Origin of the sequence: Flavobacterium praedii (assembly GCF_026810365.1) — a bacterium.
GTDB lineage: Bacteria > Bacteroidota > Bacteroidia > Flavobacteriales > Flavobacteriaceae > Flavobacterium > Flavobacterium praedii.
In genome coordinates, this window is the sequence record NZ_CP113948.1 from 2,968,190 (window position 1) to 2,988,798 (window position 20,609).

Below are 20,609 nucleotides of genomic sequence, written 5' to 3' on the forward strand. Positions count from 1 at the left end.
TCTAAAAAAATATTAAAAAAATTGCACATACAGCATTTTATTTCAAATGTTAAATTTATGTAAATATTAACACATACAACTAGGTCAAAATTCTATTTCTTTACGAAAACGTGATAGTGTTGAAAAGTTTAAACAAACTCACTAATTGCGAAAGTTTTGTGATATTTAAAATTTCAAAAATTAGCCGATTTACTTCACCAATAAAAATTCGGATCTTCTATTAATCGCATTTTGTTCCTCTGTGCATTTGTTTTTGCAATCAATTTTAAGTTCCGTTTCTCCAAATCCTTTGCCAGAAATTCGAGCCGCATCAATTCCTTTGGAAATCACATATTGAACTGTAGCTTTTGCTCTTTTATCCGAAAGATTTAAATTGTATTTATCATCTCCTTTGGAATCTGAATGTGATTTTACATAAATTTTCAATTTGTCATTTTGTGACATGACATAAACTAATTTATCCAATTCCTCAGCACCTTGTTTGGTTATATTACTTTTATTAAAATCAAAGTAAATAGGGTTCAAAATAATTTCAGTTTCAGTAATTACAACATCAATAGGTTTTATGTTAACATCAACCGTAATCACTCCTCCAACAAATTTGGCAAGTGGCATTTTTTCAGTTACGTAACCATCTTTATACACTTCAATTACATAAATTTTTTCGCAATCGACATCATACATTACCTCCCCTTTTTCATTTGATAACTGGGTGCCAATTACATTGCCTTTTTCATCCAAAATAAGCACTTTTGAATGTATCAAAACAGAATTATCTTTCACGCTTTTAACGACTACTTTTATCTTTCCTTTACAAATTGGAATAGAAGAATAAATATGATCTTCACCAGACCTATTGCTAGACACATAACCCAATTGCTTAATCGTATTATACGTTAATGCAAAATCATCTTTCTCTGAATTTACGGGTTTCCCAGCATTTTTTGGAACATCATTTGTTTTCAAATCCACAAAAAACACATCCAATCCTCCAAAACCAGTTAAACCATTGGATGCAAAATACAGTACATTATCATTTGTCACAAAAGGAAAACTTTCATCTCCAGCTGTGTTAATTTTAGCTCCTAAATTTTCTGGTTTTCCGTATGTTCCATCATTATTTACTTGGACTTTCCAAATATCTATTCCACCAATAGAACCCGGCATATTTGACGAAAAATACAAAGTTTTACCTTCTTTATCAATGGATGGATTACTGGTAGAATATTTTTTGCTATTGAAAGACATTGGGGTTGTCGAAGTCCAAATTCCATTCACTTTTTGCGCTTTAAACAAATGAACCTGGCCAAATTTTAGACGTTTGGCATTGTCTTTTTCATAAAGATTGGAATTGAAACTTTCGCTAGAAAAATAAATGGTATTCCCGTCTGCGGTTATGCTTACTGGGCCTTCATGAAATCTGGAATTCAATTCTGAAACTGCTGTTGGTTCAGAATAACTTCCATCAGCCTTTAGGTTTGATTGATAAATATCCAAAAACGGCTCATTATTCCATCCGTATTTTTTACCGCCAACATTTCGAGCACTTGAAAAATATAAAACATCACCAAAAAGAGCTGCGCCAAAATCTGACTTGTCCGAATTAATATCCAATATTTTGACATCAAAAAGCTTTTCTTTATCAATCAGACTGGGTAAATAATTGGGATCTTTATTGAATTCTATCGCTCGTTGATCCATTGGAGCTTTTTCGGCAAAGACTTTCATTTGAATATTCGCTTCTTCATATTTAGTATTTACTTTTAGCATTTGTGCGTAATTAAAATACGTTTCAGCATCTTGATCCGTTTTTACTGCCATTGCATACCACTTAGCCGATTCAACAGTATTGAACATATTATAATAACACTCTCCTAATTGGTTATACACATAAGGGTCTGCTTTACCTTTTTCGACCAAAAGAAGATATTCTTGAGTAGCTTTTACATATTCGAATCTTTCAAATAAAGCATCAGCAATTTTAGTGTTTTTATTTTGTGCCAAAAGAGAAAAACTCAATAACACAAAAAAGAAAATCATAATATTTTTTTTCATTTCAAATAACTTATAATATTAGAAGAATCTTGGGGAAAGTGATACTTTTTTGACTGGTAAAAAATCGTACAATAAAATTATCTCATGAGAAGATGAAGTAGCAATATTTAGATTTGAAACAATGTGATCATAAGCATATCCTATTCTTAAATCAGGTGTAACATTAAAATTAACTAACAAACCAAAACTATCTTGCAATCTATAAGTAGCTCCAAATTCTACTTTTTCTTGATATAAAAAGTTAGCAGAAACATCTATAGAAGTTGGGACACTAAATGCGGATTTTAACAAAAATGAGGGCTTAAATTTTAAATTTGGATTAAGATCAAAAACATAGCCCGCAGTTAAAAAATAATGAGAAACATCTGAACCATATTGTTTGCCATCATAATCTAAATGAGCCGCCTTAATCATATTAGGTATCGAAAATGAAACATAATATTTATCTGTGTAATAAAAAACACCCGCTCCCATATTGAAGGTTACATCATTGCTGTTTTTGCCAAAAATTCCTTCCGAAGGGTCTGGTAAAGTAGAAATAATTTCAGAAAAATTAACTTTTTGAAAAGTCGCTCCAGCCTTAACTCCAAAAGACAAATTACTGTTTTCTCCTAATTTTAATTTATAGGCAAAATCACCATACACATTTTGTTCTGTTATTGGTCCTATTTTATCGGCAATTATAGACAAACCGATACCTACATTTTTTCCTACTGGCCCTTCCCCATAAAAAGTAAAAGAGGTAGGAGCATCTTCAATATCCAACCATTGTTTTCTGTACAACAATCCAAAAGTAGTGTGCTCTTTGGTACCAGCATAAGCAGGATTTATAACATTCATATTATACATGTATTGAGTATATTGAGGATCCTGTTGCGCCTTGACATCCATAACAAGCAACAGAAATAATAAAGTAGTCAGTAAAATTTTATTCATGTGTTATATATTTTTTCTAAAAAAAGTTTCTTTAATTATTTCTATTTTAATTTTCACGAATTAAATAAATCCATCCTGTTTTGGATTTACCATTATTAAATTCAATAACATAATAATAAGTAGCACTCGGGAGCGCTTCACCATTGTTGGATTGGCCAAACCATTGATTCGTATAATTAGACTGACTATACACTTGAAGTCCGTATCGATTAAAGATTTCTATTTTTTTTACATCCATCAATCGTAAATCAAAAAAATCATTAGAACCATTTCCATCTGGTGAAATTCCTTTCTGAATATCGCAGTATATCGATTCAATGGTAATGTTTGAAGTTGTTTCGCAACCTGTTGAATTGGATTTCACTGTAAGGTTATAAACCAATGGATAGGTTTCTGTTATAGCAGTAGCTTCTATTATATCGCTTACATTCAAAATATTCGAATTAGTTCCAACTGTAGCTCCACTTTGATCTTTCCATATATATTCAACTGTATTTGAATCATAAGAATTTGACAACGGACTAGCTGTTACTTCATACTTATTAGACACGCAAGTCCAAGAGGATTCAAATTGAATTTCAGGAGGTATTGCACTTATTAATTGTTTGGCTCCTATGGTTTCGCAGGTAATGTTGTTTTTAAATCGAACGCTTACTATATAATTGGCAGGCGCTAAATTCTGAAAGACAGGATTATCTTGATAACCATTACCTACACTATATTCAACTCCAGCTATTCCCGCTATTTCAATTGTTCCAACAGGCACCAAACAGGTAGGTTGAATCACTGACAAAAGAGTTGGTGTAACAGGAACCAAAGGTTTTGGGTCTATAGTTGTTGCGCCCAACGATGATGCGACACAAGTAATATCTCCAACATTTCTAACATTTAAAGTATAATTATTTGGGTTAAGACCGTTGAATACATTTGAATTTTGATAGTTAATTCCATCCAAGCTATATTCTTTCCCAGTTTGAGATGCAATAGTAATGGTTCCAGATGGTATTGCGCAAGTAGGTTGAACAACACTCAAAGCTGTTGGAACTACTGGCACTGTTGGTACTGCGCTAATTTTAGCAGCAACTGCAGAATTTGAAGCGCAAGTAACGTCGGCGGTGTTCCGAGCATAAAGTGTATAATCATTCGAAGCAAGGCTGCTAAAAACATTAGGCAATTGATAATTTATTCCGTCTAAACTGTATTCCATTCCTATTTGTGTTGCAATCGAAATTGTTCCTGTTGGAACGGCACAAGATGGTTGTACAAGATTTAAAACCGTTGGAACTATTGGCAAATTTGGAATTGCATCAATTTTAACGGTTGTCCCAGAATTAATAGAGCAAGAAGCATCCAAAATATTTCGAACATACATTACATAGTTCTCTGGTGGTAAAAATTCAAAAATAGTTGAAATTTGATAATTAGTTCCATCCAAACTAAACTCCATTCCTTGTTGTGGTGTAATTACAATAGTTCCCGTTGGAATGGCACAAGTAGGCTGAATACTATTCGAAACTGTTGGCATTAACGGAGGCTTCGGAATTGCATTCATTTTTGCTACTACAGTTGAAGAAACTGAAGCACAACTATTGGAATTAGAAACTTTAAAAGTATAATCGGTATCAGCCGCTAAACCAGTAAACAAATAACTAGTTCCTGAACCAGATTGAATTGTACCAGAGGATGGAATAATAGTCCAGGTTCCAGTTGTTGGTAATCCGCTAAACATAATACTTCCTGTAGGTATTGCACAAGTTGGCTGAATCATACTATCAATAATTCCAGTTTGTTGTTTATCCAAAACAGGGCTAACCATTAATCTGTTTATGCTTTCACATCCAATTATTGGAGTAGTGGATTGTTGGGAAGCATAATAGCTCGTTCCTGTAGTAATCATTGTATTCGAAGGTAAAATAGTCCCTCCACTTGTAGCATCATACCAAACAACATTTGAATTATTTATTATCCCTTTTAATACAATTGAATTTAGTGTTGCATTTTGAGATTCACAAAAAAGAGGTGTCACAGAGTCAGCTGTTGGAGTCAAAGGATCAACAATTACTGCTGAAATTTCAAGACGATTTACACTTTCACAACCTGAAACATTTTGAGTAGCATAATATTTCATCCCATCTACCAAAGAAGTTGACACAGGCAATGAACTTCCCGAAATTGGAGCGTTATACCAAACAATTGGAGCGCTACCGGTAACTACTAAATTCGATATTTTTGCAGATTGACTGGAACAAAACAACTGTATTCCATCACCAATTGGACTTGATGGAGCATTTATAGTAACATCCACTATGACTCTTGGGGTACTTTCGCAACCAGATACTGTCTGAGAACCATAATATAAACCATTAATCAAAGACGTTGAATCCAATAATGCTGTATTTCCTGTAGCTGACGTATACCATTTTATAGAAGTTCCAGAAGTCGCTTTAGTTGTAAGAGAAGCAACTGTTGCATTTTCGGACTCACAAAAAGTTATATTTCCATTGATTGTTATCGGTAATGGCTTATTGATAGAAACAGTTACGCTTAATTTAGTAACACTTTCACAACCAGAAATCGTTTGAGTAGCCAAATATAAACCATCAGTCAAAGATGAACTAGCAGTTAATAAAGTACCCAAAGAATCATACCATTTTACATTTGTTCCTGTTCCTGTTAAATCTGCTACTGTTGCGGAATTACAAAAAATGGGATTAGCAACAGTTGTTATGGGAGCAGCAGGTTTATTAATAGTTACAATTACTTTCAACCGCTCGACACTCTCACAAAGCAAACCAGATGTTGCTGTTTGAGAAGCATAATAATCTTCTGAATCAACTAATGCGTCCGAACTAGAAAGAGGGGTGCCACCAATTGCATCAGCATACCATTTAATATTAGTTCCAATGGCCATTAAATTTCCAACAGTAGCATTTTGAGATTCACAAAAGGTTTGGACGTTTGAACCCGTAGGTTTGGATTGCGAATTTATAGTCAGCGATACAGCAGTTCTACTGGAACTTAAACAATTATCAACGGTTTTTCTAGCTTCAGCATAATAAGTGTAAACGCCAGGCAAAGTAACGGTTGGGGTGTAAGTAGTACTGTTTGACAATATAGCAACTCCCCCACTATTTGTTGGATACCAATCTACCGTTTCTCCTGCATTAACTGTAGCTGACAAACTAAGATTAACCTGCCCTTCGCAAATAGACTTGTTCCCTCCAGTAATTGGATTGCTTATAATGGCACATGCACAATCGGGAGCGGTTACAACAATAGATTCAATACACCCATTTCCTTTATCAGCCGAAATGGTAATATTGGTTCCTGCAGGAATATTAGTTATAGAATTTCCAGCTATCACTCCAACAGCTGGTATTCTTGTAATAGTACTTCCACTTGCAACTGTAAAAGCTACAGTATAGGATAATAAATCAACCGAGCATGTTTTTGTCGTGATATTCAAAAATGGAGAATCCTTTATTTCTAAAACAACAGCTGTTCTTGAAGTGCTTGAACAAGAAGCTATGTTATTCTGCGCATAAAAAGTTATAGAACCAACTGCATTTAAAACTGGACTAGTAACTATAGTTCCGTTTGTCATAGCATTATACCAAACAATTGTTCCGGTTGCAACAGATGCAGTTGCTGTTAGAGTTTGTAAAGGACTCGATGCACAAACCGATTGATTTCCTCCACTTACAGCCAGTTGTGGATTATTTATTGTAACTGTAAGCGCATATCTGGCAGCGCTTTCGCAAGTTCCAATTGTTTGAGAAGCATAATATGTAATACCAGAAACCAAAACTACCGAAGTAGAAAGAGCACTTCCTCCAGTTGAATTGGCGTACCATTTAATAGTTCCTGCCCCTGACGCCAATAGATCGGCTATTGTTCCAGAGTTGCAAACTGTTTGTGTACCAGAACCCGTTGGAACTGGAGTTACATTTATTGTAGCTGTAGTTGAAGATCTTGAAAAACTTTCACAAGATAATGTACCTGTAATTGTTTGTGTGGCATAATAGGTTTCTCCATTTACTAAATCAGTATTGGGATCTAATGGCAAACCTCCTACTGGAGCCGCATACCATTTTACGTCAGTACCGGTTGCAACTAAATCACTAATTTTTGCTGAATTACAAAATGTTTGAGTAGCTGCTATTATGGGGCCTGCCGGATCATCCACAATAACATTTACTTGCAAACGAACAATACTTTTACAAGAAGTTGTCGCATTGGTTTGTTCTGCATAGTAAGAACCTGTCACTAAATCAGTATTAGTCGGAATCGCTGTACCACCAAAAGCTGTTGAAAACCATTCTATATTATTTCCTGTAGCAACCAAGTCACTAACTTTTGGGATATTTAATTTACAAAAATTTTGATTGGAAAAACCTGTTGGAGCATCTGTAACATTATAAACAACTGTAATATCAGCAGATGATACACTACATTGACCACTTGAAATAGTCCAAGTAAAAACATAAGTTCCTGTCACACTAACGGTAGCTGTAGTATTCCCAAGAGAACTATCACTAAATGTAACAGTTCCTGGTCCTGATTTTTGAGACCAAACTCCTGTTCCTACTGATGGTGTATTTCCTCCCAGAGGAGCACTCGTCAAAGAACATCTAGATTGATTCGCTCCTACATTAGCAATAGTTGGACTGGATGCAAAATTAATTGGTAAACTAGCGGTAGAATAACAAGGAGTCATTGCTGCACCTGCCACAACAACAGGATTTGGAGCTTCAAGATTATAATCGACTGCTCCACTTCCATAATCCGTAGTTCTAGTTGCGGGGCTTAAAAAAGAGTTTGTGACATTATAATTAGACGAAGAGTTATCTTGCATTGTAAAAGCAAAAAATTTAACGTCTCCACCAGTATAACCAACTAATGCTTTGGATACTTGCACTTCAAATCCTAAATTATTATCTGTGGTTCCTGTATTATTTTTATTAACACCCATTACAGCAGTTGGAGTTCCAGTGGCAGCAGTTCCTAAATAGGTTTTGGTAGAATTTCCAGTTTTCAATTCTATTACGTCTGCATAATAATTCGTTTCACCAGTATCTGTAGCAATTGCAATACAATAATCAGCGGCAAAATAAGAATCAAAAGTACTGGGATTGTTGTTAAAATAATTAAAAGCTCTTACATCTGGTAGCGATCCATTTTCGTCACCATAATTAGAAACATTAAATCCACCTGGCTTGGTATCTAGAAAAACCATTATCCTTCTAAAATTTAAAGCTTTACCAGCAATCCCAAAAACCAATTTATCTTCGGTTGGACTTATTTTTAAGGCATTAATATATCCATTTGCTGCATTTCCAGACAAAGAAGCCCCACCAACATTGTCTTCCAACACTCCTGTCCCCCAAGCACTTTCGGTAAGATTTCCGTCTAATGTTACTGCATATCTGGATCGAACGCTTACTATTTGACCATTAGTCAATGCATTCGTAGTAAATAATTTACTGCTTGACATTGCCTGCTTAACAACACCATCAACTGAAAATTCAAATAAATCAGCTCCTCCTGAAGCTGTAAAAGTAACCGAAGTCCCTAAACACAAAGGATTGGAAGTGTTATTTATTGGATTTGACGACAAAGAAACTGCTGGAGGAATATTATATACCGATGCTACAACTGGAACACGAGTACTAGTACCCAATCCTGATCTAGCAGAAACGTAAAAAGTAGTAGTTGCTGAAACATTTGGACTATAAGTATTTCCAGTTGCCAAAACCGTTGGACTAGTTTGACTAGAAAACCATTCGATGATATCACCAGTAGCTCCAGTAGCCGAAAGAGTCACTATACCAGGCCCACAGGAACTACCTGCTACTGTGTTAGGAGGAGTGATTACTGCTAAAGCTTTTAACGACAAATAAGAAGTGTTATATAAAGAATTTTTAGTACCAATACTTTTTGAAAGAAAAATATTGTCTTTATGGGTTGTAAACGTTGCTAAATTCGCAAAATTTACCGCAATTAATTTATTGCTTAATAAAATGATAATAAGAAAAATTAAACGTAATATTATTTTCATCAATCTTGTTTTACTGTTAAAAAAATAACGATTTAGTAACCTTTAAGGTTTTAAAAGTAAATCATTAATTACATTTAAAATAATCTCTTTTTTAACAATAAAAACTACAACGTTGTAGTGTTTACAAATTTTCAAAAAATAGTAAATTAAAGCCACTATTTCTTAATAAATTGATATTTGGTCGACAAACAAACACATTTAATCGATTTTTAATATAACATAATTCATAAAAAATGTAATATTTAATTTAACAAAATTTAATAAATTAACAGTAAAAAATACATAAAATCCAGCTATACGAAATTATTTTTTGATAGTAATATATTACAAGTTTAGAAAGTTAATGCTTAATTAAAAGTTTGCACAAAGAAAGAGTAAGAAAACAAAAAAGTTAAAAAAATTAGTCTAATAAAACATTCAATTGAAAATGTTATATAAAAAAAAGGAATCAAAAAAAAAAGAATTGTAGAAGACCCGGAATGAGGAATATAAAAAGTATTCGAATATTTAAAAACCAAAAAAACCGCTTCTTTCGAAGCGGTTTTTGTACCCGGAGCCGGAGTCGAACCGGCACGGTTTCCCACAGGTGTTTGAGACCAGCGCGTCTACCAATTCCGCCATCCGGGCTTAGCTAGACATGAAATAATAAAAGAATTATTTCAACGCAATAAAGAGACAATTAAAATTAACAACTATCTTTTTCTTTAACACGGTGCAAATGTAAAAAATATTTTTAAACATTCTAATAAAAATACTTAATTTTTTCCTTTCAGAGTTGATTTTATTTTCTAAATTTGCACCTCGTTAAAAACGGTACACACAACTAACTACACTCGAGGCATTTATATTCTTCTGACTTTGTACAAATTGATAAAGTCCTATTATATAAAGAGCTTCGAAATTAAAACAACAAATTAAATGTCACACCTAGAACCAGAAGCTAAAATTTTTGCTTGTTCAAAAAGTGAATATCTTGCAGAGAAAATCGCAAAAGAATACGGTATCCCAATGGGAAAAGTTACCATATCTACTTATAGTGATGGTGAGTTTCAACCTTCTTATGAAGAATCTATCAGAGGATTGCGTGTATTTATAGTATGCTCAACGTTTCCTACTGCCGATAATTTAATGGAATTATTATTGATGATTGACGCTGCAAAACGTGCATCAGCAAGACACATTACCGCTGTAATACCTTATTTCGGTTGGGCAAGACAAGACAGAAAAGACAAACCAAGAGTTCCGATAGGAGCAAAACTAGTAGCCAATTTACTAGATGCTGCAGGAGCGACCAGAATAATGACCATGGACCTGCATGCTGATCAAATACAAGGTTTCTTTGAGAAACCAGTAGATCATCTTTTTGCATCCACAATCTTTTTGCCGTATGTAGAAAGTTTAGGTCTTGACAATTTAATGATTGCTTCACCAGATATGGGAGGATCGAAAAGAGCTTACGCTTATTCTAAATTCTTAAATTCTGAAGTAGTAATCTGTTACAAACAAAGAAAAGCGGCCAATGTTATTGAAACAATGGAACTTATCGGAGAAGTAAAAGGCAAAAATGTAATCTTAGTAGATGACATGATTGATACTGGAGGAACTTTGGCGAAAGCCGCCGATTTAATGATCGAAAAAGGAGCCTTAAGCGTTAGAGCCATTTGTACACACGCCATATTATCAGGTGCTGCTTACGAGAAAATAGAAAATTCAAAATTATTGGAATTAATCGTAACCGATTCTATTCCGTTAAAGAAACAATCTAACAAAATAAGAGTAGTGAGTTGTGCACCACTTTTTGCTGAAGTAATGCACATGGTACACCACAACAATTCAATTAGCGGGAAGTTTTTAATGTAATGCCCCCTAAACTAGAAAAAGAGTTTAATTAATAACTATATAAATTTTTACAATGAAATCGATTACAATTAAAGGATCAGAAAGAGAAAGCGTAGGTAAAGTAGCAACTAAAGCCTTACGTAATGCTGGATTGGTTCCTTGCGTATTATACGGAGGAAGTCAAGCAGTTCATTTTTCAGCGGAAGTTATAGCTTTCAAGAACTTGGTTTACACTCCAAACGCACACACAGTTGTGATTGAGCTTGGTGAAGGAAAAACGTACAGCGCAATTTTGCAAGACATTCAAGTTCACCCAGTATCAGACAAAATTTTACACATTGACTTCTTTCAAATCCATGAGGATAAAGAAATCACTATGGAAGTTCCAGTAAAAATTGTTGGTAACTCAAAAGGAGTTATGGCAGGTGGAGATTTACGTTTAAACAACCGTAAATTAAAAGTAAGAGCTTTACCAAAAAATCTTCCAGATTTCGTTGAGGCTGACATTACACCTCTTGACATGGGTAACAAATTATACGTTACTAAAGTGCCAACGCCAAACTTCAAAATCATGCACCCAGACAATACAGTAATTTGTCAAGTGAAGATCTCTCGTGCCGCTATGAAAGCAGCGCAAGAAGCAGCAAAAGCAGCAAAAGCTCCTGCAAAAAAGAAAAAATAATACTTTTTCAATCTATATCAAAAGCATCAGTTTCACGACTGGTGCTTTTTTTTTGAATAGAAGCGAAAGATTAGGCATATCAGAAAACAGGATTCCCGCTGTCCTTCCAAATCTTTTATTTTTCTAAGAAAAAATAAAAGGATTTTCCTTCCCATCGGGGCTAAAGAGAAACATAGTGTCCTTTTGAAAACATTCTTTAAATTAATTCCAAATTTCAAAATTTAGAATTTAAAATAATTTTACCTTTTCTGTATTCTAATCCCTTGGTTCTTTTTTACTTGATTCTTTCCTCTTTATACTTTTTACACTATTTTTGCACCATGATAAAATGGATAAAAAACCTGTTTTCATCACCAAAAACAGTAACGAGAATCGATAACATGAAACTAGAGGTTCACGAACCCCAAAAAACAATAAATAACGTGAGTACTAAATTTTTAATCGTAGGCCTTGGCAACATTGGCTCCGAATACGTAAATACCCGACACAACATTGGTTTCAAAGTCGTAGATTTTCTTGCCAAGAAGGAAGGACTTTCTTTCGAAACCGTAAAACTCGGCGCACTCGCCCAATACAAATTCAAAGGAAAAACCTTTTTACTGCTTAAGCCAAACACTTACATGAATCTAAGCGGGAAATCCGTAAAATATTGGATGGACAAAGAAAATATTCCTCTAGAAAATATTTTAGTTATTACTGATGATTTGAATCTTTCCTTTGGAACCATTCGCATCCGAAAAAAAGGAAGTGATGGTGGCCATAACGGACTCAAAAACATCAATCTTATTTTGAACACACAAGAATACACCCGCTTCCGATTTGGAATCAGCGATGAATTCAAAAAAGGACAACAAATTGATTACGTTTTGGGCGATTGGGACGATACCGAAAAGGCAAAACTTCCAGAAAGACTAGAACTCGCCTCTGAAATCATAAAATCTTTCGGAACAGCAGGTATAGAAAATACAATGACCACCTATAACGGAAAATAAAAAAAGGAGACAAACTTAATTGTCTCCTTTTTTTATACGTTTAATACTTAATTAATTCACAATAATCTTAGATGATCCTTTTCGATCGCCATCAACAACGGTAACAATATAAGTTCCAGAAGGAACATTTTCTAATTGTACATTTTGAATAAAATCCCCAGTATTTTTAAACTTTTTATTGTAAATTTTTCTACCCAATAAATCCGTTACAAAAACTTGAATATCTGATGCATTAGAACTTGTAAAACGAACAGTAAAATTACCAGTATTCGGATTTGGGTACAATACAAAATCATTGATTTCAAAACTAGACGTTGCAAGAGTAGCATAAGAACTCGAACAAATCTTTAATGTAGCTGTATTTATTGTGCCTGTATCACCTACTCCAGTATCCCTAAACCTCAATTTCCAAGTTCCCCCTGGATTCTCTCCATTAAAAGCAGATAATACTCCTGCAGGAACAACTGTTTGATTGGTAGTAGAACCACATTCCAGAGCTCCTCCTAAATCATCATACGTTAAATCTAAAGTAGTACTTGTTGCACCACATGACTTATCAAATAATTTAACTATAGTTCCTGATGGACTTATTATATCAATTTGAACATCCGAAATGTAGGTATGGGTAAAATTAACGTTGAAATTTACATCAGTAATTTCAGAAGTGGATGCTGGGACCACTATCGTTTTTTCAGAATAAGTTGCCGATTCTGGTATAGCATAACCACCAGCAAAAACATAAGAATTACATAAAGTCGTAACACTATAACCCAAAGAAAAAGGTTTTCCGTTTACAGCATAATACACATTGGCGGTAGGTTCAATCAGAATTCTACAATTTTTAGCAGCCGTCAAAGGAGCGGTTATTACTTCGGAGCCATCATTTGGTGTATTAGTTGCTAAAAATACTGGAAATGTCAAACCTCCATCAGTAGATAACTTAATATTCACATTGGCAGATCCAGCTAACGAATTTGTTCCATTAACACTCCAATTAATTGTTTGTGAAGAACCCAAAACCCAACTAGAATCGGAGATGTTTTGCGAAGTTATTGCAAAAGGACCTTTGTTGCCATCAACAGTCACAACCATAGCATCTGTGTTCGTTTGTCCTAAACCCAAAATTGCATTATCTCTTCCTGTCAAAACAAAATTTAAACTTCTACCGACATTCGAAACTGATTCCCAAGTTGTAAACAATTGACCAGCCAAAACTTTAGAATAGTCAGGGAAATAACGTTTGGAAACCGTACTCGGCACTAAAGACCTGAAATTTGGTCCGGCAGGTTTTGCACCATAAGCAATACTATTTGCAACACTTTCATTGGTAGTAGCGGAGTCATTCTGTTCCCAACAATACGTCATGGTGTTTCCATTAGGATCGGATCCACTTCCATTCAAAACAAAAGCAGTACTTTTTGGAATTATATAATCCAAACCTGCATTGACAGTTGGAGTTTGATTGACTAAAGTTGTATTTACACCACATTTTGAAGCCAAATTATCCTGTATTTGCAAAATACTAGCATAAGCAAAATAATCATCGGATTGACTTTGAACATCGTAATCAGTTATTCCCGCATACCCCATAATTGTTGAACCACTACCAGGCTCAACACTTACTCCAGTTGGTTCTACAACATTGGAAAAAGTATGATTCGCGCCCAATTGATGACCCATTTCATGTGCTACATAATCAATGTCAAAAGAATCACCTTCAGGTTTACCATTGGATGGAGATGTAAAGCCACTTCCTTTACCTGCGGGAACAGAAGTAGTGGGACCCACACACACACAACCAATACATCCAGCATCGCCGGCACCGCCAGAATCACCAAACAAATGACCAATATCATAATTAGCATTACCAATAGTTGCAGTTAAATTATTTTGTAATTCTAGATTCCATGCACCATTAGCTCCAGCTGTAGGGTCAGAATAAGGGTCTGTAGCGGCATTGGTATATACAATCAAATTATTATTAGCAATAATTTCCAATTTCAGCGCCAAGTCTTTATTAAAAACCCCGTTTACTCTTGTCATTGTTGCATTCATTGCTGCCAAAGCTTTCGCAACTGTTCTCCCAAAATATGTAGTATATTCTCCCGTGCAAGACAAAGCCAGACGCATCGTTTTAAATACACCATTATTAGATTTTAAATTTGTTGCTTTTTTTACTAAACTACTATTCAAAGCAACATCAACAGTTTTACAAGTTAAGGGTAAATCTCCTTTGTTTCTGTATTTAGACGTTTTAACGATATAATACGATTTGTTTTCGGTTGAAGGTTCAATAAATTCGGATCCGCTGTCTCCTCTCAAAACCATTGTTTGAATTCCATTTGGAGAAACGCTAAAGTTAATCGATGCTTTTGGATCAGAAATACCAATACCCGAATAAGCACGAATTTCAGGATACTTTGCTTGAAGTTCAGGTGCAAAATTTGAAGATTCCACCACTGTAAATTGCTCCATTTTTCCATTACTGTTCGGAATTGAAACAACAACACTGTTCCCTGTTGCAGCTCCTGAATGAAGGTTTGCTAAAGATAGCTTGAACTCTGTTTCATTTAATGCATACAATCGTTGCTCTCCAAATCGAGAATTAGTGTCCTCTCTTTGTGAAAGCTCTTTTTGTGAACTATTCACTTCTGTCCATAAAGACTTGACTTGGGAATGGGCCGAACAAAAAATTAAAAAAGCAGTCAAACAACTAAAAATTCTCATCATAATACTAAAATTGATACACAAAATTAATTCATTTGCAATGGAATACACAACGATTTAAAAAATGATTTAACTAATTAAGCAAACAAAAGTTATATGCAATAACTCCAATTATAAAACTCCAACTCCAATTAAAGACCCACAGTGCTTAAAATTGGAACTTCTTATTCTTCTTTTTAAAATAGATAGTATAAATTTGCACAATATTAAAAACAAGTATTTTGAAGATTTTTCATTCTATAAACGATTTCCACATTGGTTCTGGAGAAAACATAAAAAAGACAATCCTTACACTAGGTACCTTTGACGGTGTTCATTTTGGACATAAAAAAATACTGGAAAAACTAACTCAAAGTACAGAAAACGATAAATACGAAAGTTTAGTACTGACTTTTTTTCCGCATCCCAGAATGGTTTTACAAGAAGACTCCGATATAAAACTTCTCAATACCCTAGAAGAAAAAATCGCCTTATTGGATAAGATAGGAATTCAAAATCTAGTCATTCATCCTTTTGATGAAAATTTTTCAAGATTGACTGCTGAAGAATTTGTGAAAAATATACTAGTTGATCAATTTCATATTCATAAAATAATAATTGGACACGACCACCGATTTGGTCGCAACAGAACTGCCAATATTAAAGATTTAATTGCCTTTGGAAAAGAATATGATTTTGAAGTTGAAGAAATATCAGCACAAGAAATAAATGAAGTCTCCGTTAGTTCTACAAAAATACGTCAGGCACTTGACGATGGTAATGTAGCTCTGGCCAATAAATATTTAGGCTATGATTATTCACTAACTGGTATTGTAACTAAGGGTAAACAATTGGGGAGAACTATTGGTTTTCCTACCGCCAATTTAAAATTAGAAGAAAATTTTAAGCTCATTCCTAAAAATGGTGTTTATATAGTTAAGAGTACTATCAACTCCAGAATAGTTTTGGGAATGATGAATATTGGATTTAACCCTACAGTTGAAGGAAATAAGCAAACAATCGAAATTAATTTTTTCGATTTTGATGAAAATTTATACGGTCAAAAAATAACCGTTTCCATACTAGAAAGAATACGATCGGAACAAAAATTTGACTCCATAGCGCTTCTTTCAGCGCAATTGCAAAAGGACAAAAAAACGGCTTTGGCCTATTTTGAAAATCAATAAAATTGTAATGTAGACTGGATACAATTTTATATTTTAAAAACTATATGCTTTAAAGTTTATTAGAAAAATAAAATAGTTTAACCCGTTGGATACAATAAAAATTTAACCACATTAAATCATAGATTAATGCTAAATTGACTAAGAATAAATAGAAATAGCATTATTTCACGCGTAGAATTGCTATTTTAATAGTTAAACGTCTATTTCTTTCTTTTAAAAAATATAAATTCTATGTTTCTTCTATGTTTGCGAAGTTATCGATTTTAATTATTAAAGTCAATAAATTTGAGTAATGAAGTGAAAAGGAATGAGAGAACATATGTATTTAAATAGTTCAAAGAAATATATTGACACATAGAAAAATCCTCATTCTTTTTTATCTTTTAGAGCCTGAACAGAATGTAAGAAATTAGACAAGTTTTAATATCCAGAATATCCAATTAGGAGAAAAGACAAAGGAAAATTCATCACTTTATAAATTTAAACTTTAAAGTTATGAAAGAATTAAAACAAGTAGTAGGAATTGATGTAGCTCAAAAAGAATTAGTGGTTACTTTAGGTAGAATGTTTGAAGATTTATCAATTGAATTGTATGCTTACAAGGTTTTTAAAAATACCGAGAAAGGATTTGTTGGACTATCAGATTGGGTAAAAAAAGTATCTAAAGCAGAGTTAAAAGTTGTTTACGTAATGGAAGCTACGGGTGTTTATCATCAAAAATTTGCTTACTATTTAGATAAGAATAGTTATGAGGTTTGTATCGTATTACCGAACAAAATAAGCAATTACATCCGAACTTTAGACATTAAAACCATTACTGATAAAACGAGTTCACAAGCTATTGCTCGATTTGGATTGGAACGGAAATTAGATTTATGGAATCGCCCCAAAAGTGTTTATAAAAACTTACAGCAGCTAACCAGAGAACGCAATCAGATTGTTTCAGAGCGAGTTATTGTAAAAAATCAATTGCACGCAGAAGAATCAGAAGCCGAGCCAAATGAGAATAGTTTAAACCGTATAAAGGCAAGAATCAGATTCTTAAACAGTCAGGAAAAAGAGATTAAAAAAGACATTAGTGCTATAGTAAGAAGTGATGAAAATTTAAAAAAAGAAATAGATATCATTTGCACATTGCTAGGAGTTGGAGAGTTAACAGCTGTAATTGTTTTGGAAGAAACTAATGGTTTTGAACTGATAAGGAATAAAAGACAATTAACAAGTTATGCAGGTTTAGATATAAAAGAAAAGCAATCGGGTACATCAATAAAAGGAAAACCTCGAATTTCAAAAAAAGGAAATAGAAGTTTGAGAAAAGCGATGCACTTTCCAGCATTGGTAGCTGTAAAATGGGATGAAAATTTCAGAGAATTATATGCCAGAATAGTATCAAAACACGGCATAAAAATGAAAGCCTTGGTAGCTGTTCAAAGAAAAATACTAGAAATGATTTTTATTGTATTCAAAAACAAAACCACATACGACAAAGAATATGAAAACAAAAAACAAGCACAAAAAAATAGTGTGCAAACACAAAAGGTTTAAACACGCTATAGAGTCTAGTTCTAGGACTGACTTAAAAACAAAATTATAAAAAATATAGATTAAATTTTGAAATCAACACAAAATCTATGAGGTAAAAAATAATTTCAACCAAAGTGTTAATAAAACTAAACATAGACCAAAAGTCAATAATTTTAGTTGGCAGACAGAATTAACAAGGTTGTTGTTGCAGTTATAATTAATTCAAGTTGCTAGTTTGCAAAGCATAAAAAAACAAAGCAGAGGTTTAGTAAATTTGTTTTGCGAACCAATAAACAGAACCAATGCTTTGTAAAGACAAAATTATATCAATTTTTTGTTTAATAGATGATATTTTAAAAGGAATTAATCACATAGAAGATGTAAGAAGACAAGTTAGCGATAGCGAAATTATCGTTACTGCCATTGTTTCTTCAACAAGTTTTTATGGTAATCATTCCTCGGCTATTAAGTTTATGAAGCAATATGGATTCATACCCAATATGTTGGATAAAAGTAGATTCAACAGGTTATTGCATAAAATAGGTACACTTCTATATGAGTTATTTGAGATTGTAAGTTCTTATTATAAAGACTTTTGCTGTGAAATGCATTACATTATAGATTCTTTTCCAGTTGCCGTATGCAACAATATGCGCATTGCAAACTGCAAGATTCTTAAAGAAAAAAAGTGGAGAGGTTATACTGCCAGCATGCGAAATTATTTTTATGGGGTTAAGGTACAATTACTCACTACAAAAGATGGAATTCCTATAGCTTTTCATTTTACACCAGGAAAAACTGGTGATGCAAAAGCATTGGGCAAAATGATTGATAAATTACCTGCAGAAGCCTCATTATATGGCGATAGTGCCTATACCGATTATGGGTTAGAAGATTTTGCTATAGAGAGAAAATGCGTCTTTTTAAAGATTCAACGCAAGTCAAATGCTAAGAGGATAGATACATTGGAACAAAAAAATGAAAAACTAAAAATGAGGAAAAGAGTAGAAACAGCAATAAGTGACATCAAGAAAATGTTTCCAAGAACAATACACGCAGTAACCTTAGAGGGATTTCTAATAAAGTTAACTCTGTTTGTCTTTGGACTACAATTAAATAAATCGATTAACTAGCAACTTGAATTAATTATGAAAATTCACAAGACTTAAAACGCAAAATAGCAGTAGAAACAAAATCTATAAAGAATATATTTTAACCATTTTTCAATAAAACTCAAAATATAGAAAATAATACTATTCTAGAAACGACTTCCTTTTAAGTGAGGGATAGATGGCAATGTCATTAATTTAAAGGTTTCTCACTACGCTTTTTCAAAATATAACTCTCGCAAAGACGCGAAGACGCAAAGAAATAGCTCTTAACTTGGCGACTTGGCGAGAAAAAACAAAGCTTAACTTAATGACTTTGGGATAGTCGGCAATGTCATTATGTTAAGGGTTTCTCACTACGCTTTTTCAAAATATAACTCTCGCAAAGACGCGAAGACGAAAAGAAATAGCTCTTAACTTGGCGACTTGGCGAGAAAAAACAAAGCTTAACTTAATGACTTTGGGATAGTCGGCAATGTCATTATGTTAAGGGTTTCTCACTACGCTTTTTCAAAATATAACTCTCGCAAAGACGCGAAGACGCAAAGAAATAGCTCTTAACTTGGCGACTTGGCGAGAAAAAACAAAGCTTAACTTAATGACATTGGGATAGTCGGCAATGTCATTATGTTAAGGGTTTCTCACTACGCTTTTTCAAAATATAACTCTCGCAAAGACGCGAAAACGCGAAGAAATAGCTCTTAACTTGGCATCTTGGCGAGAAAAAACAAAGCTTAACTTAATGACATTGGGATAGACGGAAGCTACCGAAGTAGCACGGATAGCCCGACCGCATTGTAGAAAGGGAGCGAATAAGCGGTGTCTAATTTAGGTCACTTTATTTTATGGTGGCACTCCCCAAAAACTTTTTTACAAATAATATTTTTTTTATCAGAAAAGGATAAAAAACTACGAAATCGTTTTTTATTTATTTTTATTGGCAATTTTTTTTTAAATTTATATCAAACTAAATGATTATCAGTGCTATATTATATTTCTCACTTTTAAAAATAAATAATTATGAAAGTAAAAAAAGAAATTAAAAATGGATATTTCATTTTTATATCAGTTGGAATCTTTTTTCTGTTAATGGAGTTTCTTGGTTTATCCAATGTTTTCTATTTGAGATTAATTAATATGTTTTTTATAATTTACGCAGTAAATGACACGCTTCAATTTAGGATTAAACATAGAAAATTCAATTTTGTACGCAATGCTGTGGCTGCAATGACTACATCCATTATTGGAGTAACTTTGAGCATAATTGGACTCTTTATATATAGTTACATAAGAGGTGGAGACAAATATATTCAACAATTATCAGAAACTTTTTTATTTGGCGGACACCCTTCCATAAACATGTATTGTATAACTTTATTTTTTGAGGGAATTGCTTCATCTGTTATTATTACCATGTTACTGATGCTGTATTATAATGACAAATTTATAGCAGATTAAACTGATTTTAAAACTATTCAGAGTAAGTCTTTTTAAGACGACTGCTTTGCATCTTTAGAACAA

The 20,609-nt window shown here is 33.4% G+C and carries 11 protein-coding genes and 1 tRNA gene; 7 read left to right on the forward strand and 5 right to left on the reverse strand.

The annotated features are described in order from the left end of the window. Positions 1–189 precede the first annotated feature (189 nt). From OYT91_RS12680 to OYT91_RS12695, 4 genes are all read right to left on the reverse strand, one after another. A complete protein-coding gene (locus OYT91_RS12680; protein ID WP_281238257.1) occupies positions 190–2,055 on the reverse strand; it encodes an OmpA family protein in 1,866 nt (621 codons plus the stop codon). An 18-nt stretch (positions 2,056–2,073) separates the two neighbouring features. Then, complete coding sequence (locus OYT91_RS12685; protein WP_281238258.1) at positions 2,074–2,991, reverse strand: PorP/SprF family type IX secretion system membrane protein; 918 nt, start codon at positions 2,989–2,991, stop codon at positions 2,074–2,076. 46 nt (positions 2,992–3,037) lie between these two features. Continuing rightward, positions 3,038–9,049: a T9SS type B sorting domain-containing protein gene (locus OYT91_RS12690; RefSeq protein WP_281238259.1), complete on the reverse strand. Its 6,012-nt coding sequence runs from the start codon at positions 9,047–9,049 to the stop codon at positions 3,038–3,040. Between the two features lie 547 nt (positions 9,050–9,596). Further along, a tRNA-Leu gene (locus OYT91_RS12695) sits at positions 9,597–9,676 on the reverse strand. A gap of 291 nt (positions 9,677–9,967) precedes the next feature. On the opposite strand from OYT91_RS12695, the gene OYT91_RS12700 reads away from it, so the two are divergent. The 3 genes from OYT91_RS12700 to pth all read left to right on the forward strand — a co-directional run bounded on the left by OYT91_RS12700 (position 9,968) and on the right by pth (position 12,562). Further along, positions 9,968–10,909 carry a ribose-phosphate pyrophosphokinase gene (locus tag OYT91_RS12700; RefSeq protein ID WP_269224516.1) on the forward strand — a complete coding sequence of 314 codons (942 nt, stop codon included), beginning with the start codon at positions 9,968–9,970 and terminating at the stop codon, positions 10,907–10,909. A 52-nt stretch (positions 10,910–10,961) separates the two neighbouring features. Next, positions 10,962–11,570 carry a 50S ribosomal protein L25/general stress protein Ctc gene (locus OYT91_RS12705; RefSeq protein WP_269224515.1) on the forward strand — a complete coding sequence of 203 codons (609 nt, stop codon included), beginning with the start codon at positions 10,962–10,964 and terminating at the stop codon, positions 11,568–11,570. 320 nt (positions 11,571–11,890) lie between these two features. Next, positions 11,891–12,562 (forward strand): aminoacyl-tRNA hydrolase, encoded by a 672-nt coding sequence (pth, locus tag OYT91_RS12710; protein WP_281238260.1) that lies wholly within the window; start codon positions 11,891–11,893, stop codon positions 12,560–12,562. A 51-nt stretch (positions 12,563–12,613) separates the two neighbouring features. Here the strand turns inward: pth and OYT91_RS12715 are convergent, their stop codons facing one another. Continuing rightward, positions 12,614–15,292, reverse strand: a complete 2,679-nt coding sequence (locus OYT91_RS12715; protein WP_281238261.1) for a zinc-dependent metalloprotease — start codon at positions 15,290–15,292, stop codon at positions 12,614–12,616. Between the two features lie 218 nt (positions 15,293–15,510). Between OYT91_RS12715 and OYT91_RS12720 the strand changes: the two genes are divergently transcribed. The 4 genes from OYT91_RS12720 to OYT91_RS12735 all read left to right on the forward strand — a co-directional run bounded on the left by OYT91_RS12720 (position 15,511) and on the right by OYT91_RS12735 (position 20,546). Then, complete coding sequence (locus OYT91_RS12720) at positions 15,511–16,455, forward strand: bifunctional riboflavin kinase/FAD synthetase (protein WP_281238262.1); 945 nt, start codon at positions 15,511–15,513, stop codon at positions 16,453–16,455. A 495-nt stretch (positions 16,456–16,950) separates the two neighbouring features. Then, a complete protein-coding gene (locus tag OYT91_RS12725) occupies positions 16,951–18,000 on the forward strand; it encodes an IS110 family RNA-guided transposase (RefSeq protein ID WP_281238263.1) in 1,050 nt (349 codons plus the stop codon). Between the two features lie 281 nt (positions 18,001–18,281). After that, positions 18,282–19,112: an IS982 family transposase gene (locus OYT91_RS12730; RefSeq protein ID WP_281238264.1), complete on the forward strand. Its 831-nt coding sequence runs from the start codon at positions 18,282–18,284 to the stop codon at positions 19,110–19,112. Positions 19,113–20,108: 996 nt separating this feature from the next. Further along, complete coding sequence (locus tag OYT91_RS12735) at positions 20,109–20,546, forward strand: hypothetical protein (protein ID WP_281238265.1); 438 nt, start codon at positions 20,109–20,111, stop codon at positions 20,544–20,546. Positions 20,547–20,609: the final 63 nt, after the last annotated feature.